Annotated in this window: 18 protein-coding genes; all 18 read right to left on the bottom strand. The window is 61.1% G+C overall.

Features of this window, described 5'->3' with window-relative positions; all coding sequences use genetic code 11:
• Nucleotides 1–85: 85 nt before the first annotated feature.
• On the bottom strand, nt 86–394 hold the full coding sequence (locus tag HBN68_RS14235) for a phage tail assembly protein (RefSeq protein ID WP_094988823.1): 309 nt from the start codon (nt 392–394) through the stop codon (nt 86–88).
• 11 nt (nt 395–405) lie between these two features.
• Entirely contained in the window at nt 406–909 is a 504-nt protein-coding gene (locus HBN68_RS14230) for a phage major tail tube protein (protein ID WP_047280276.1), read from the bottom strand.
• Nucleotides 910–921: 12 nt separating this feature from the next.
• Entirely contained in the window at nt 922–2,094 is a 1,173-nt protein-coding gene (locus HBN68_RS14225; protein WP_169964907.1) for a phage tail sheath family protein, read from the bottom strand.
• A 93-nt stretch (nt 2,095–2,187) separates the two neighbouring features.
• Complete coding sequence (locus HBN68_RS22050) at nt 2,188–2,634, bottom strand: phage tail assembly chaperone (protein ID WP_262373545.1); 447 nt, start codon at nt 2,632–2,634, stop codon at nt 2,188–2,190.
• 2 nt (nt 2,635–2,636) lie between these two features.
• The gene (locus tag HBN68_RS22240) at nt 2,637–4,817 is read right to left on the bottom strand and encodes a phage tail protein (protein WP_262373544.1); all 2,181 of its coding nucleotides are present in this window, start codon (nt 4,815–4,817) and stop codon (nt 2,637–2,639) included.
• Nucleotides 4,814–5,416, bottom strand: a complete 603-nt coding sequence (locus HBN68_RS14210; protein WP_169964905.1) for a phage tail protein I — start codon at nt 5,414–5,416, stop codon at nt 4,814–4,816. Before HBN68_RS14210 ends, HBN68_RS22240 begins: the two co-directional genes overlap by 4 nt.
• Complete coding sequence (locus tag HBN68_RS14205; protein WP_169964902.1) at nt 5,413–6,300, bottom strand: baseplate J/gp47 family protein; 888 nt, start codon at nt 6,298–6,300, stop codon at nt 5,413–5,415. Before HBN68_RS14205 ends, HBN68_RS14210 begins: the two co-directional genes overlap by 4 nt.
• Nucleotides 6,297–6,623 (bottom strand): GPW/gp25 family protein, encoded by a 327-nt coding sequence (locus HBN68_RS14200; RefSeq protein ID WP_047275405.1) that lies wholly within the window; start codon nt 6,621–6,623, stop codon nt 6,297–6,299. The genes HBN68_RS14205 and HBN68_RS14200 overlap by 4 nt, the downstream gene beginning before the upstream one ends.
• A 6-nt stretch (nt 6,624–6,629) precedes the next feature.
• The gene (locus HBN68_RS14195) at nt 6,630–6,863 is read right to left on the bottom strand and encodes a hypothetical protein (protein WP_178088553.1); all 234 of its coding nucleotides are present in this window, start codon (nt 6,861–6,863) and stop codon (nt 6,630–6,632) included.
• 42 nt (nt 6,864–6,905) lie between these two features.
• Entirely contained in the window at nt 6,906–7,499 is a 594-nt protein-coding gene (locus HBN68_RS14190) for a phage baseplate assembly protein V (protein WP_169964900.1), read from the bottom strand.
• Nucleotides 7,496–8,005: a hypothetical protein gene (locus HBN68_RS14185; protein ID WP_169836249.1), complete on the bottom strand. Its 510-nt coding sequence runs from the start codon at nt 8,003–8,005 to the stop codon at nt 7,496–7,498. Before HBN68_RS14185 ends, HBN68_RS14190 begins: the two co-directional genes overlap by 4 nt.
• Complete coding sequence (locus HBN68_RS14180; RefSeq protein ID WP_169964898.1) at nt 7,998–8,663, bottom strand: hypothetical protein; 666 nt, start codon at nt 8,661–8,663, stop codon at nt 7,998–8,000. The genes HBN68_RS14185 and HBN68_RS14180 overlap by 8 nt, the downstream gene beginning before the upstream one ends.
• Nucleotides 8,660–8,980, bottom strand: a complete 321-nt coding sequence (locus HBN68_RS14175; protein ID WP_169840309.1) for a hypothetical protein — start codon at nt 8,978–8,980, stop codon at nt 8,660–8,662. Before HBN68_RS14175 ends, HBN68_RS14180 begins: the two co-directional genes overlap by 4 nt.
• Nucleotides 8,981–8,982: 2 nt before the next feature.
• Nucleotides 8,983–9,978: a major capsid protein gene (locus HBN68_RS14170; RefSeq protein ID WP_169964897.1), complete on the bottom strand. Its 996-nt coding sequence runs from the start codon at nt 9,976–9,978 to the stop codon at nt 8,983–8,985.
• A gap of 63 nt (nt 9,979–10,041) precedes the next feature.
• Nucleotides 10,042–10,386 carry a head decoration protein gene (locus tag HBN68_RS14165; RefSeq protein ID WP_047275417.1) on the bottom strand — a complete coding sequence of 115 codons (345 nt, stop codon included), beginning with the start codon at nt 10,384–10,386 and terminating at the stop codon, nt 10,042–10,044.
• A complete protein-coding gene (locus tag HBN68_RS14160; RefSeq protein WP_169964895.1) occupies nt 10,383–11,504 on the bottom strand; it encodes a head maturation protease, ClpP-related in 1,122 nt (373 codons plus the stop codon). Before HBN68_RS14160 ends, HBN68_RS14165 begins: the two co-directional genes overlap by 4 nt.
• Entirely contained in the window at nt 11,501–12,985 is a 1,485-nt protein-coding gene (locus tag HBN68_RS14155) for a phage portal protein (protein ID WP_169964893.1), read from the bottom strand. Before HBN68_RS14155 ends, HBN68_RS14160 begins: the two co-directional genes overlap by 4 nt.
• Nucleotides 12,986–13,192 (bottom strand): hypothetical protein, encoded by a 207-nt coding sequence (locus HBN68_RS14150; protein WP_047275423.1) that lies wholly within the window; start codon nt 13,190–13,192, stop codon nt 12,986–12,988.
• Nucleotides 13,193–13,277: the final 85 nt, after the last annotated feature.

Raw genomic sequence — 13,277 nt, 5'->3', positions numbered from 1 at the left:
CGAAAACGGCATGGCCATGATCTCGGCGGCAGAAAAACTCGTTTCTGCCGCCAAGCGCTTGGCCAGTTGTTTCAGGGTTGCGGGGTTACAGTTCGCCTTCGTCGACCAGACGAAAATAGCCTTCCTGCACGCGGCTGTAGTCCACCACCTTAAGCCCTTCCAGATCGCCGGGCGGGATTTCGGTCAGGCTGGAGAACAGTTGCAATTCGCGCTTTTCAGCATCGCCGCCCGAGACCGCGCCCGCTGCTCGCACATCGCGAACGGTCGGCGCGCGCATGACCACCTTGTCGGTTTTGACATGGTTGAGTTCAGTCGGGTAACGCAGGGTGATGGTGACGCCCTCGTCAGTCAGGGTGAGCCAGGACGGGAGTTTCTTTTCAGTATTGATAGTCATGCGGGAATTCCTTAAAGGCCCAGGGCGCTGCGTACATCTGCCATTTGGTCGACGCCATCAATTACGCGCACGCAATTGACCATGTCGATTTCGTACATCACACGACCGTCCACTTCCAACTTGTAATATTGGAGGGCCATCGCGTACTTGTTCTCGGCCTTATCGCCGGGTTTCCAGTCGCCCATGTCCAGTTCTTTGAGCATGCCGCGCATCGTCGCGATCACGGGGGTGACCTTGCCACCCAGACCTTTAAAAGCTCCGCGAAACACGGCATTGCAGCTGGTCTGATCAGCAAGACCGAAGTACTTCATGGATTCGCGGCGGACGCCGGTCGTGACGAAACTGGACTCCAATTTCTCCAGCCCCATGTCCATCTCAATCTCGCCACCCATGCCGCCGCCCCGGAACGAGTCGGTTTTAACGGTCAACTTGGGCAGGGTCACGGACGGCACATCACCGGAAAAACTGATCCCGCCCAAAAACAGGTTGGTATCAAAAAGCACTTGAGGAATCATTGAGCGGCCTCCTTAGGCAGCGGTGTCCACGACTTCAGTCAGACCCTGATTGGTCACTTGAACGAGGAAGTTCGGGTTCTCGGCAGGCGGGACGTCCGTGAAGCGGATGTTCCAGTAAATTTTGCCCTGCTCCAGCTGGCTGGCCGTGTTCATCTCAGGGTCCGCATACACCTCGAAGTACAGCACCGCGCCGAGGTTTTTCAGATCCCGCATGAACGCATCCAGACCATCTGTAACGTTCTTTACGTAGGTCTTGTTGATCGGAAGATCGACCGCCCATTTATGTCCGGCCTGAATCGCGTCCATCACGATGTCGACGGTGCGCACCCGTGTCACAAACGACCATTTCGAATCAGATGACAGCGTACGGTTGCCCCACAAGCGGTAGCCGCCGTCGCGAATGATGGTGGCAATATTGGCGTTGTTGAGCAGGTTGGCGCGGCAGGTTTCATCACCTTCCAGAAACTCAATCGGGCGTGTGGTGCCAGTGATGCCGACAAATTCCTTGTTCGACGGCGAGGCCCAGAAGCCGTACTCGGTGTCAGTCCAGGCGAACAGGCCAGCGGTAAACGCCGAGGCCGGGGCGTCGATGGTTTTGCTGGTGACCGTGTCCCATTGCTGAACGCCCGGGTCGACCATGTAAATGCGCTTGCTGCCGAACTCCTGCGCGTAGGCCAGCACCGCCTCGTCGGTGGTGTTGGGGCCGTCGACGATGGCGATGGCGCGCAACTTGCCCGCCAGTGCATCCATGGCCGTGGCCACCGCTTGCGTGGCGGAATGCTTGGGCGCGATCAACAGCCGCGGCTGGGCGTTGAAGCGGCTTTTGCCGTCAAGCAAGGCTTGCAGGCCGGTACGCTGACCCGAGGCCAAAACACCGCCGATGATGGCCGAGGTTTGCAGCGCTTCGTCTTCCAGCTTGGCCACGCCGCACGCGACGATCACGGCCTTGGCTTTCAAGAACACCGCTTTGGCGGCACGGGTGATAGCCGAGTCTTCACCAAACGCGGCGATGGCTTCGCGCTCGCTGGTCAGCAGTACCAGGTCATTGGGTTTGGCCGTCGCCTTGATACCCGGGGTGAAGGTGTCGCAAAGGCCGATGATCGAGGTCGACGGCAGCGCAATGGTGCGCGCGCCGGTGTCGACCAGCGTTACGGTAACGCCGTGAAAACGGCTGGCTGTGCTCATACAGGTACTCTCCAGAAACAACAAAGCCCCGCAGGGCGAGGCTTGTGTGGGTCAAACGGTGGATACAAAAACGCCCCGGGGTGCGGGGCGTTATCAGGTTTGTTCAGCGATCCAGTCGGGCCGGGCTGGGCGATATTTCAAAGTCGGGAAGTCCGGCGACTGTGGCCAGTCGCGCAAGGCTTGAAGGTAGCTCAGCAACCCCTTGAAGTGGTCCAGTGTGAGCGTGGTGTCCAAGCCCAGATCGACTTCGTCCCGGTGCCGTTCACGCAACCATTTGACCGACTCAACCTCGGCGTCACGCCATGCCCGTTCATCACTGGCTGCGCGGTCTTCAGGACTCAGGAGGTCAATGACACGAAATTCAACCTTGCCTGCCTCAGTCAGGTAAGCCGTGCCTTTCCCTCCGCTCAGTGTTTGCGAAAAGATTCGACGTGTCACCGGCGTGGCGCCCTTAGGCACATCCTCCCCGTTGATCACCGCGTCATAACGCATGATCACGCGCCCGTCTTCAGCCAGATCCAGATAGTAACGATCCGTCATGATTAATTGCCCCATGCCCAGTAATAACCATACCCGCCGCCCGACAAGCTGCCTCCAACCGACCAGAGGAACTTGGTACGGTCAACTACCTGCGTGACAAAACCATAGCCACTACCGAACCCACCTTGTGTACTTGCTTCAAGGCTCATGACCATTCCAAAGCAGGCATTGGGGAACGGCACATTAAAGCCGCGATAATCGGTGGCTCCTTGAGACTCGTAGACGAAGCCCCACTGCAACAAAAAGCCGCCCAGCCAGCTCGGAAAACAGAAGTAACCGTTTTGGGTCGGACTGAATGAAAAGCCCCATTTGAGTTTCTTGGGGGTGACTATCGTCGCATCATCCGCACCCGCATTGACCTGATTGATCGATGCGATTCCGGCGATACCCGCAACGTATTCCGTGGCTTGCATCACCTTTTTGGCTACGTATCGAGCAACCGTATAGGGATTCATCCAGCGTGCGATGTTCGCGCCGCTTTCGGCTTCTTCGGCAGAAGCCAACATTGAGGTGTCCACTAGCTCAGGCGCCGACACCCACACAATCGGGTTAGCCCCGGCAGGCGCTTTGCGGATTACCACACGGCCCGCCGCTACCGTGACACACACAGCAGCAGCCGCCAGGTCATGACGTAGCCAGCTAGTACCGTTCCAATAGCAGTTTTGTCCAACCGATGATTCGGAAACCGAAGTAACGAATGCAAACTGTCCGCCGTGCAGATCAAGGCTGCCGCCCCCCAAAGGGTTGCGAATCGGCATGCCGTTGGTGATGTTGTAGCCCTCAAGTGTTGTGGCTTTTGGGGCTTTTTCAGCCAGTCCATTAATGATGGTATTGGCAAAGTTCGGGTCGCCACCCAATGCCGCTGCCAGTTCACGGATCGTGTCCAGTGCACCGGGTGCCCCGTCGATCACACCGGCTATAGCCGCTTGAATGGCGGTCGTTACCTCCACCTTGGTGTAGGCATCAAGGATGTTGAATCCGGCCAAGGTAGTGGGTTTGTTGCGTATCGCAGCAAAGGTCAGGCTACTGCCATCGATCACCGCATCACTGGTGCCCCAGATAATTGGGTTAGACCCGGCAGCGGCCTTGCGCACCACCACAGCGCCGCGCTCGAGTGCAAGGCACACAGCCGGACGCGACACATCATGTCGCAGCCAACTGGTGCCATTCCAATAGCAGTTCTGGCAGGCCGACGCCTCTTGATTGGCCGACAAAAATGCAAATGAACCGCCATGAATGTCCAGACTACCGGCCGCTAAGGGGTTACGGATCGGCACCCCATTGGTGATGTTGTAGTCCTCCAGCGTAGTGCCTTTGTTCGCCTTTTCCGCCAAGCCATTGATGATGGTATTGGCAAAGTTGGGGTCGCCGCCCAAGGCATCAGCCAGCTCTTTAAGGGTGTCCAGCGCACCGGGGGCGCCAGAGATAACCGCCGAGACGGTGGCTTGCACAAACGCGGTGGTGGCCAGTTGCTGGTTATTGCTGCCCACTGCAGCCGTAGGCGCAGTGGGCAAACCAGTAAGCGCCGGGCTGCTGAGAGGCGCCTTAAGTTTCAACCCGGCATCAACCTGCTCTTTGGTGTAAGCGTCCTTAATCCCGTTATCGGCCAGTGTCTCGGGGTTGCTGCCCTCGATCACCACGCCGCGTTTGTCGATCAGCACCTTGGTGTAACTGCCGGGCTTGCGCGTCGGCGGCAACACTTCAATGATGCGGTCGTCCACGTACTGCCGGGTCGCCAGTACCACGCTCGAGTCGATTTTGAGCGTGACGTTGGCGGCGCTGCTGACGATGAAGTTAATGCGCACCACTTGGGTCTTGCCGGAGCCCTGGGCCAGCTCCGGTTTAAAGCTGGGCGCACAGTTGGCCACCGCCACCAGATCGCCGTCCGCGTCGTACAGGCCGATTTCACGAATCCACCAGCCGCCGACGTTTTCCGGGATCACCTGCTCGGCAATGATCACGTTGGTGTTTTTCGGGTCGATCTTGACCTGATTCAGCGGCGCGCGGCGGCGCTCGTTGATCAGCTTAGTTTGCGCCCGGTTGGGCTGCGGGTCGGCACCGTTGGCATCGCCCACACCCATTTGAGAGAACGTCCATGGGATGTTCATCGCGTCGGCGTTGGCCTGCTTGGCCTCGCCAACTGCCGTGAGGATCGCCATAAACTGGCTGCTTTGATCAATCATGAGTACACGTCCAGGTATTCGGTTTGATGTTCGCGGCCAGCCGGGCCGTAATGCCCCGTGACCTCGATGTCGCGCGGCGCCGGTGGGTACACGTCGATCACCTCGCCCTCGTACAAGCAGGAAAAGACGTTGAGCTGGCCGGTGCTTTCAAGGCTGATCACCAGTTCGGTCAGCGTGCGGCTGAGCGGTTTGGCGTCATCGATCAGAGCTGTCAGCTCGCGGTACATTTCCTCGGTGATGCCGGTGTCCAGCACCCCGACCTTGAGCCCGAACGTGCCCGGCACGCCCAACGGCACGGCCTGCCACCACTCGACCACTTCCAGCAGATAACCCAGCGGCTCCACTACCCGGCGCAGCGCACCGATGGTGCCCTTGTGGGCATGGATGAAGAACGCCGATTCAATGGCGGCGCGCTTGACCTGCTCGCTCCAGCGGTTGTCCCAGCGGTCCACCGACCATGCCCACGCCAACTGGTGCAGCAAGTGCGCCGGGCAGGTTTTCGCGTTGTACAAGGTGCGAATCGGAATCGCCGGGTTGTGATCAATCGCCGCTTCGATGGCCCGCTCTAACTGAGTGCTGTTGAGCGGAAGCAGGCTCATCCGGCACCGCCTTGGGTCACGCTGTAGCCGATGCAGTACGCGGCTTGATGCTTGGCCCGAGGGATGTCGACCCAGCCGGGCAAGTCCACACGGCTGATGCCGGTGATGTGCAGTTGCGCATCAATGGCCGAGCGGGCGATTTCCACGCCAAGGCGCCGACGCGGGTTGATCCAGGCCGCAAGGCGCCGGGTGGCTTCGGCCAGAATCGCTTCGTTCTCCGAACCGGTCCCGGCCATGTGCAACACCGCGTCAATTCGGTATTCCTGCACCTCGGCGCTTTGCACCGTGACCCGGTCCCCGACCGGACGTATGTCTTCATCACTGAGGTGAGCCAGCACCTTGTCCAGCAGCGGCTGGTCGGCCACGCCGTTGCCCTCCAGATGCAACACGGTGACCACCACGTGGGCCGGGCTCGGGCTTTCGGCCTGCGCGTCAGCCACCAGTGCCGAGGCGTTGCGCGCGTGCAGGATGTAGCTGTTGCGCGGCCCGGCCGTGGTCAGGCCCTCGTACACCAGTTGGATACGCTCGCGTAATGCGTCGTCCAGCTCCATCACCTGCGGCACCGGCGGCACGCTTTGCAGATCGGCTTCCTGAATCACCAACCGTTTAAGCCGCACGTTGGCGGCGAGGTGATCGAGGTCGGTGCGCTGGGCGTAGGCCAACAGCAGCGACTTGGACGCATCGTTGATCCGCGCCCGGATCTGAAGCCGCCGATACGCGCCCAGCTCCAGCAGCTTGACCACCGGATCGCTCTCCAACGCCGCGTTCCAGTTGTCGCCCATATAGCTGCGAAACACCGCCAGTTCTTCCTGATAGGCGTCTTCAAAGTCCAGCGACTCCAGCACCTCCGGGGTCGGCAATGCCGACAGGTCCACGGTACTCATGCGCTCACCTCCATTGCTACGCCCTCGCCCCGGTACAGGCCCTTGAGTTCAAAAGTGATCACGCCATCGAGCACCGCCGACACCCGCACCGACTGCAACTTGAAACGCGGCTCCCACAGGTTCAACGCGTGGGCGACCTCGGCCTGTACCGCGCTTTTCCAGCCCGCGTTGATCGGCATGTCGACGAACCGGCGCAACTGGCAGCCATAGGCTGGGCGCATGCGCCGACTGCCCACCGGGGTGGTGAGGATGTCGGCAATGGATTGGCGCAAATGCTCGACGCCGGAAAGGGCCGCGCCGGTGTGGCGATCCATTCCGATCATCGCGGGTTACTCCGTCAGGCGTTCAAAATCCGGGTGGCTGTTGAGGTACTGAAACTGCTGATCGTCGAGTGCCGTGGCACGGCCTTTGGCGACCGGGAGCGTGGCGCCGCCTGGCAGGATCAGGGTGCGGGAGGTGTAGACCTTGTCGCGGAACGCACGAACCGGGTCCGCGACCGGGGTGGTTTTTGAAAGGACAGGGGCCACGGGATCAGTGACTTTGTCGTCAGGTGTTTTGCTCATGGGGTTCTCCAGGTAATAAAAACCTCGCCGTAGCGAGGTTGGTTAAGACGGTGTGCCCGTTATTCCCGCACCGGGTGTTACGTCTTTATGGGTGTGCGTCGATCCGACATTCAGCCCGTTGTGGGTCAAGATCGATCCGTTGATCACCACGTCGCCGTTCAGGGTGATTTTCCCGGTCAGGTTGATCGCTTCGGCCTTGCCAGTAATGGCGTTGTCCGTGACCACCGCCGAACTGCTACCGACCACAATGGTCACGGTGCCGCTGGGCAAGGTTATGGTGTAGCGCTTGGCCTGCCAGTCGTAAACCAACGAGCCGCCATCATCAAACCGCCACACCTCGACGTGGTCACGGTTGTCAGGGGGTGCGCCTGCATCGCCGTACAAGCCCGGCACAAAGGTGCCCATGCCTGCCTGTCCGCTGGGGTTAAACAGCACGCCCTGCTCACCTATGCTCGGCGCGCGCCAGTGCCGGGCCTTGCCCGCGGCCACGCTGTGCCAGCGCACCCAGGCGCTGGTCCAGTCGCCGGTGGAAACTCGGCAGGCTGGAGGGGATGCGGCCAAATCCACCGCGACCACGTAGCAAGGAATCAACAGGGCCGCGATCATGCGGTCGTGTTCAGCACTGGCGTAGCTCATGGCAGATCCTCGGGGGCGACGTGGTCTTCGTCGTTGACGCTGATCAGCAAGGTGCCCGGCGGTTCATCAGGCCATGGCCATTCTTGTTCACCGAGGTAAACGGTCTGGGTCCACTCGACCAACCACACGGTGTAACCGTCCAGTTCCGGCCGGGTCCAGTCCTGACTCGACCGCTGAAACTCGGCCGGTTCAACCGGCAAACCCCACGATTGGGCGCGTAACAGCACCGCCAGTTGGGTGGCCAGGTGCACGGCTTGCGGGTAATGATCGGCGCGGATCACGTCGACAATCACCCGCGCTTCAAAAGTGATGGTCAGGGTGGTTTCACCGGTGCCGATATCGGTGCCCGGCTCGATCTCGGCGATGTCGAGAAACACCGCCGGGAGCGGGATGTGTTGCTGGATGTCCGGCCAGAAGCTAACGAGTTGCACGCCCGGCAAGTGCTGCTGGAGGTGCTGCTCGATGGCCTGATACAGCAGGTCGAGGCTAAACGGTGGTTCAGGCACGGCGTGTCCCCTTCAAGTATTTTTGCAGCTCGAAGTTCATTTCTTGTTTGAGGACGTGCATCAAGCGTTCGTCGGCCTTGCGGCTCCAGGCATCGAAGTGAGGGCGCACGGCGTCCAGTGAGATTTTGGCTTTGGCCAGCGGGAAGCGGTCACTGTTTTCACCGACGAAACCGGAGCTACCCCCGGTACGGGATGAGACCTCGCTATCAGGGTAATCAGCCGGGTTGAAGTGCTTGCTCGCGGTACGAATCCACACGTCAGCCTGATTGCCATACACCTTCTTATAGAAAGCCCCCTGATAACGCCGCCCCGCCACCGACACGCCCGCCTTGGTCTGACGGGCGCGCCCTGCCCGGCTGGCTTCCAGCGGGTTAATGCCGAACCACAATTTGCCGCGCATTGCACCGCCTTTCACCGGGTAAGTGATCAAACGCTGCCGCACAGCTCTCACTGCAATTTTTTCTTGCTTACCTACATTACTGGCGATTTTTCCGCGCAACCAACCGAGCGTTTTGTTGATCGCCCGTCGCTGAGCTTTGGCGGCAGCCTTGGGCACCAGGATGGCCAAGTCTGCAAACGCTTTCAGATCCTCAGCCGAGGCCTGGATGTGCAGCATGCCGCTGTTTTTTTTGACTTCACTGAAACTGCCGATGCTCATGGGCGTTTCCTCAAGATCAGCGACACCAGCCCGTCGCCGCTGGGCTCCAGTTGCAACAGATCGTAGTCGCCGCCACCGTCCAGCGCTGGCAGGTCGATGGTGACTTTCAACCCTTTGCTCAGCCCGTCGGAGTCCGCCACCCGCACCACAAAGTGCGGCTCACGAATGGCCGTGTTCAGACGCCCGATCTGCGGCTGTTTCCACGGTGCCGAGAACATGCCCAGCACCGGCTCGGCGCGGCCTTCGATGTGGCCGGTGTCGGCCAGCACGTCGAAGATCACGCTGTCGATGTCGGCAACTAACTCGCGGATGCCCACGCTTACAACTCCAGCAGGATCTGCGCGCGCGGCCGGGTGCAGATGTGCAGCGGGTTGGACTGCGCCTCACCGGCCATGCCTTTGTTGAACGGCATCGGCTCGATCTTGCTGTAGTACGGGATGCCCTGAGTGTTGACCGTTTCCATGTAGTCGGCCGGGGCGAAGGCAGAGATGTAAAGGTCAGGCACGCCTTCGGGGACCAGCAGGGCTTTGTCGTCGTGGACGAACGCCACGCTCGCGATCTTGCCGCGATAGCGCTCCCAGACAATGCCGCCGAACTCGAAGCTCTCACGGGCATCACCGCGCAACGCTGCGGCCTGTGCAGAGCTGACGTAGGTCTCTTTGATTGCCTTGAGGCTCATCATTTTGTTCCAGAAGTGCTTGCCGCAGAACGCGCGGGCACCGGTGCTGGTGACACTGCCCAGCGCATCTTCTTGCAGGTCCAGGGCTTCACCGCATTTAACGCGGAAGTCAGTGTCGGCAACGTTCAGTCCCATTGACATTTTTTGCCGTTCAACGCCGAAGCTTTTGTACAGGTCGAGCAACACCGTCTTGCCATCCGCGTCGAGGATCTGGCCATTCAAGGCACCGGCACGCTGGAATTCGTGGGTTACGTCCAATTGACGACGGGCTTTCAGGAGTCGCGCATTGACCACGTCCTGTACGGCCTGCAATTCGCTGCGGGTACCGAAGGCGCGGATGCCCTGAATCTCATCGGCCTTGATGGTGAAGCGTTCCGGCAGGTGCACGGTGTTGAACGGGATCAACGTACGTTTGCTGGCACCGACGATCAGGCCCGAGGTACCGCGCTCACCGGCGGGCACCAGGGCCAGGGTGTCACCGTCCTTTTCGATCTGTACGGTGAGGGTGGTGATGCCCTCTTCCTGAAACAGGCCAAGGCTGCTCAGGCGGCCGGGCTGGTACGGTTGTTCGTTGATGGCAGCGGTCAGCGACGAAACAGAAAACGCATCGTCTTCAAAGATGGCGATGTCGGCCATTGGGGACTCTCCAGAAAGTAAAAACCCCGCTCGATGGCGGGGTACAGTAAAGAGATGGTCGGCTTAACGCACGATCACAAAGTGTTCAGCCAGCGACTTTTCGCCTTCGGGATCTAGGCCGGTCAGGTGCGCTTCGCTGACTTCGGCGAGGCGCACCACCGCACGGCCACGGCGCACGATGTCGGACTCGCCCAGCGGGCCGTACAGGATGGCAACGGCGGTCTGGCTGCCGTCTTCGGCAGTTGGCACGTACGGCGCGAATTCACCCGATGCGGTCACCAGCCCCAGTACCTGGCCGGGGTTCAAGGCCGGGCCAGCGGCCACGTTGATGGCTTCGCGGGAGATGTTGCCCGCGCCTTCGGAGAGTAGGAACTCGCCCGCGTGCATCGGCTCATGTTTGATGGTCATGCTTTTACCCCTGTCTGGGCGGCGCGACGGGCCGCGTAGATCGCGTTGCTGTCAGGTTGTTTGGCCTGGGTTTTCGGTGCCGGGTCGTCGTTGATCGGCAGGCTGTTGTCGATCTCAAACCCGCCGCCGCTGACCAGCTTGTCGAACAGGCGACCGCGCACTGCTTCGGCGGTCAGCCCGGACGCCACGAACTGCTGGGTGAACTCCGGCAGCCGCGCCGCCACGCACAGGTCGCGCACGGCCTTGGCGTTGCTGATTGCGGCATTGACCGTGGCTTCGTCGACCAGCTTGGTGGTGTTGATGATGGGTTCGATCAGGTTGCTGATCCCGGCGGTGTTGCAGCTCTGGGTGATCAACAAAGCCAATGCGGCCGAGTCAACGATGGGCGGTTTTTCCGATTCTGGTTTAGGCTCCGGTTCTGGCGGCTGTTCTGGCGGCTCTTCTAACTGAGCCAGTAATGCTTTTGGCGCATGCTGGTAGCGCTGCAACGCGCCGCCCTGCCCCAGACAGGCTTTGACCTTAACGCCCTCGCCCACTTCATCGGCCAGCCCCAAGGCCACCGCTTCACTTGCGGTGAGCCACGTTTCGGCATTGACCAAACGCCGCAGCTCCACTTCGTCGATATTGGGCGACTTGGCCTTGTAGGCGGCGATGATCACTTCCAGCGCCTGATCCAGCGCCGTAGCGACCTTGCGCAGATCCTCGGCATCGCCTGCCGCGTAGGTCCACGGGTTGTGGATCATCAGCATGGCATTGGATGCGATCACCACCTTGTGCGCGCCACACACCGCGACGCTGGCCGCGCTGGCTGCCAGGGCATCGACACGCCCGGTGCAACGTTCGCCCAACCGCGACAATGCGTTGTGAATGGCCAGCCCGTCGAACAGGTCGCCGCCGATGCTGTTGAACGCCACCACAATCGGCGACACGCCGTCGTCCATCGCTGCCAGATCGCGCACAAACTGGTTCGCGGTGATGCCCCAGGTGCCGATCTCGCCATAGACGTAGACCTCAATGCTGCGGGCTTCGGCCTCGCCGCTGGCCTTGAGGCTGTACCAGTGTTTGTCCTGCGGCAGCGGTGGGTCACCCGCCTTGTTGAAAATGCGTAGCCTGTTCATGGCGTCTCCTTGTCGGCCGGCTCGGTGGGCAGCTCGACGAGCGTTTTGTAATTGAGGCCCAGCTCGCGGGCGCGTTTTTGGTCGGCGGCGTTTTCTTCGTCGACGGTTTCGGCGTCGTAGCCCTGACGCAGGACCATTTCGCTGCGGGAGTTGAAGCCCGCGTTGACTTCCATCATTCGCGCCTGAATGTCCTGCACCGGCTGGATGTAGGCCCAGCCTTGCGGCACCCAACGGGTGCGCAGGTATTCACGGCGCCGTTGCGCGTAGTCGACCAGTGTCAGGCGACCGGCGAGCACGGCCATGTCCAGCCACGCCGCGCGCACCGGACGACAGAGTTGGTGCACGTACACACTGAATTGCAGTTGCTCCAGGCGACGGCGGAACTCGTTGAGCACCACCCGCAGCGCCCGGTCGTTGACCTCGCGCATGTCGCCGCTGAGGATTTCGTACGGCGTGCCGGTCCCGGCGGCTGCGGCCATCAGTTGTTGGCGCATAAAGTCCGGGTAGTTGTTGCCCGCGTCCGGTGGCTTGGAGAACTCCACCTCTTCGCCCGGCCCCAGTTCCTGCATGGTGCCGGGCTCCAGCGCGACCATAGGGGTGAAGCCGTCGCGGTCTTCGGTCAGCGGCAAGCCGGTGACCGGGTCGCGCGGTTGTTGCGTGGCTTCGGGCGGTGGCCGCGAGATGAAGCCAGCGAACAGGTTGGCCACCTCTTGGCGAAACAGCACCGCGTCGTCGTAGTTGTCGAGGCTACGCAAGCGTTTGAGCACCGGGGCCAAACGCGGCACACCGCGCAACTGTCCGGGTTCTACAGGTTCAAAGATGTGCAGCACTTGTTCCGCCGGAACCCGCACCAGTTGGTTGTAACCGGCGTTGAGCGACGAGGCGTCACGCGGGTGGACGCGGTACATGTGATAGGCCACACGCTGGTGGGCCGGGCTGAACTCGATCCCGGCGCGGATGCTGTTGCCGTTTTTGCATGGTTCGAACTTATCGTGTGGCACAAACTCCGGGGCCAGCACCTGGAGCTGCAATGGCACGGCCAGATCCTCGTCCAGACCGCGAGGCCGCAGGCGTACAAAGCATTCACCGGCCGTTTCCACGGTGCGGGCGATTAACGCCTGCTGGCCGTAGAAGTCGGTCAGGCCATCGGCGTCTGACTCGTCGACCCAGTCATCCCACAGGTCTTGTTGACGTTTGCGCAGGGCGTCGTCTTCGGTTTTAGGCCGAGGGGTGATGCCGGTACCGATCAGGTTGCTGACGCGTTTGTCGATGACGTTGAACGCATACGGATCGTTGCGCACCGCCGAGCGCGAACGGGCGCGCAGGTTGCGCAAGGCCGGGGTATTGAGGCTGTTGATGCCGATGTCCGGCGCCTCCCAACTGGCCGAGCGCCTGCCTTCACCGGCCCCTTCGTAACTGGCTTTGATCCGCTCGGGCAACAGAAACCCGTTGCGGGTCAGGGTTGGATACTGGCGCGCCATTTAAAGCCCCTTGCCTGCGTGATACAGCCGGATCACCCGCGAGCGCGGCCCCGTGGCGGCGACCAGCGAACTACGGATTTGGTCGCGCGCCTTGAGCAGCTCATCGACCGTGCGGTACTCCACGGTGCGGTCGGCGTAGCGCACGGTTTTCTCGCCACGTGCGATGGCCGACTCAACGGCGTCGAGGTGCTTTTGGGTAAAGGACATAAGAGGTGCTCTTGGGTTGAGGTGACGCGGGCTGGTATATGGGACACAGTAGGGCCGTGTTGGCTGAACCGGCTACGATTCAGTC

Source organism: Pseudomonas sp. WS 5078 (assembly GCF_012985745.1).
Taxonomy (GTDB): domain Bacteria; phylum Pseudomonadota; class Gammaproteobacteria; order Pseudomonadales; family Pseudomonadaceae; genus Aquipseudomonas; species Aquipseudomonas lundensis_A.
The sequence above is the reverse complement of the archived record's forward strand: the minus strand, read 5'-3'. Positions and strand labels throughout refer to the sequence as shown.